General features: G+C 63.1%; 2 protein-coding genes and 1 pseudogene. 2 read left to right on the top strand and 1 reads right to left on the bottom strand.

Annotation, left to right across the window (positions count from 1 at the left end):
• Window positions 1-231, top strand: a 231-nt coding sequence (locus C448_RS01465; RefSeq protein WP_004051354.1) for a hydantoinase B/oxoprolinase family protein, incomplete at its 5' end; no start/stop codon positions are given.
• Window positions 228-948: pseudogene (locus C448_RS16865) on the top strand (maleate cis-trans isomerase family protein). The gene C448_RS01465 and the pseudogene C448_RS16865, both read left to right, overlap by 4 nt.
• A 239-nt stretch (window positions 949-1187) precedes the next feature.
• Here the strand turns inward: C448_RS16865 and C448_RS01455 are convergent.
• Entirely contained in the window at window positions 1188-1538 is a 351-nt protein-coding gene (locus C448_RS01455; protein WP_004051352.1) for a hypothetical protein, read from the bottom strand.
• Between the last annotated feature and the right edge of the window lie 7 nt (window positions 1539-1545).

Genomic DNA, 1545 nt, shown 5'->3' with positions numbered 1-1545 from the left:
CGACGCCGCATCGCACCCCGTGGCATCGCCGGCGGCGAGGACGGCGCGACCGGCGAAAACCGCATCGACGGGGAGTCCGTCCCGGCGAAGACGACCCGCGAGGTCGCAGCCGACACCACGGTCACCGTCCGGACGCCTGGCGGTGGCGGTCACGGCGATCCCACTGAACGTGATCCGGCACTCGTGGAACGGGACCGCGCGGACGAAAAGACGGGCATCGACGAGCCATGACCGGTTGGCGCGCCCGGATCGGCCTCGTCGTCCCCTCCTCGAACACGACCGCCGAACCGGAGCTGACGACCGCTTGCCCGGCGGGGACGAGCGTCCACGCCGCCCGGATGCCTCTCGAAGACGTCACCGCGGACGATCTCGACGCGATGGCCGACCGCGCGATCGAGTGTGCGGAGCTGCTGGCTCACGCCGACGTCGATGTCGTGGCCTACGACTGTACGACCGGCAGTCTCCTGCACGGACACGGCTTCGACGCCGAGCTGGAAGCGGAAATCGGGGCGACGGCGGACTGTCCGGCCGTGGCGACCGCGCTCTCGGTTGAACGTGCCCTCGATACGCTCGACTGCCAGCGTATCGCTCTCGCAACGCCGTACGTGAACGACCTCACTCGACGAGAGGTGGACTATCTCGAAGAAAGTGGCCACGAAATCGTCGCCGTCGACGATCGAGGGACCACGGCAAACACCGATATNTATCGGCGCACTTTCCCCTGAGGACGCTTATCGACAGGTCGACGCGCTTCTGGCCGATGCTGACGATTCCGACGGCGTCTTCGTCTCCTGTACGAACTACCCGTCGTTACCGGTGGTCGAGACGCTTGAAGCTGACCGTGGACTCCCAGTCGTCACCAGCAACGCCGCGACACTGTGGGATGCACTCCAGTCAGTCGATGTCGATACAGACGGCCCAGGCCAGTTGTTCGCTCGTAACCGATAGCACGGTCCACACCTCGTCATTTCCGAGCAATCGTCAGGGTAACGCTCGTCGTCATCTCATACGTCGTCTGGATCAAGGACGGTACACCCAAGTAAATGACCCCTCCCTGCTCGCTCGCCTGACGGCTCGCTCCCTGAGGGATGGGCTTTGATGTGAGAGTTATTTGGTCGCCGATTGCTTGACTGTGTCAGTCGGCCACTGATGTCCATGCAGAAGATGTTCCGTGCCGGATTGTTGGTTTATTGCGAATTATTGTTTTCAGAACCTTCCTCTATCTCATCGGCTTCGTCCTCCGCCTCGGACTGGACGCTCTCCATATCGACGTCCGTGTCGAGTTGCTCCTCGTCGACGGCCGATTCGAGCGTCTCGCGATCGGTCACCGCGCCGATCCCCTGCTCCTCGACGGCTGATTTGATCTGATCGGTGTCGATCGCCGAATCGACGTTCTCCTCGCTCGTTCGCGATTTGAGCGCCCGCTTGACGACCACGTATCCCACGGCCGCTGCACCACCGGTCGCGATCGCACCGAGGATGCCGGCGCGTTTGTAGCCATGCTTGACCGCCTTCTTGCCGAGTGCGAGTCCGATCATTACATCG

The sequence above is a fragment of the Halococcus morrhuae DSM 1307 genome (assembly GCF_000336695.1).
In the GTDB taxonomy this organism is placed as follows: Archaea; Halobacteriota; Halobacteria; order Halobacteriales; family Halococcaceae; genus Halococcus; species Halococcus morrhuae.
This window is presented reverse-complemented; position numbering and strand designations above follow the sequence as displayed.

Coding starts and splice junctions, on each gene's coding strand:
- C448_RS01455 (WP_004051352.1), bottom strand. CDS start 1,538: ATGATCGGACTCGCACTCGGCAAGAAGGCGGTCAAGCATGGCTACAAA.